The sequence below is a fragment of the Vibrio sp. 1180_3 genome, from assembly GCF_029478545.1.
Classification (GTDB): domain Bacteria; phylum Pseudomonadota; class Gammaproteobacteria; order Enterobacterales; family Vibrionaceae; genus Vibrio; species Vibrio aestuarianus.
In genome coordinates this window covers 1-246 of record NZ_SJFM01000303.1, presented here as the reverse complement: position 1 = coordinate 246, position 246 = coordinate 1, and the positions used below count along the sequence as shown (strand labels likewise).

At 43.9% G+C, this 246-nt stretch carries 1 protein-coding gene; it reads left to right on the top strand.

The genetic code is table 11. The features are described 5' to 3' along the window. The coding region (locus tag EYW48_RS21925) for a hypothetical protein (protein WP_277433127.1) at window positions 1-239 on the top strand (239 nt) is incomplete at its 5' end. Window positions 240-246 lie beyond the last annotated feature (7 nt).

The following is a 246-nucleotide window of genomic DNA, read 5'->3' as shown; positions in this document are numbered from 1 at the left end:
CCTTAAAAACGATCAATCTCAGGTTGTTCAAGAATCCATTTCGACCAAGCCAACTTGCCGAAAACACGGAACGAATTCTCAATGAAATCGTAGCTTTGACCTCAAAAACTCATCAAACACATAACGCTGCGTTAAGTGGTGAGCAACGCGACCACAATCCTAAACCATTGCACCTTAAACACAAAACTCAACCTAGAGCCGAAACTCCCAAGCGTTGGGAATCCGTCTTAAACGCCTAGTTAGCTG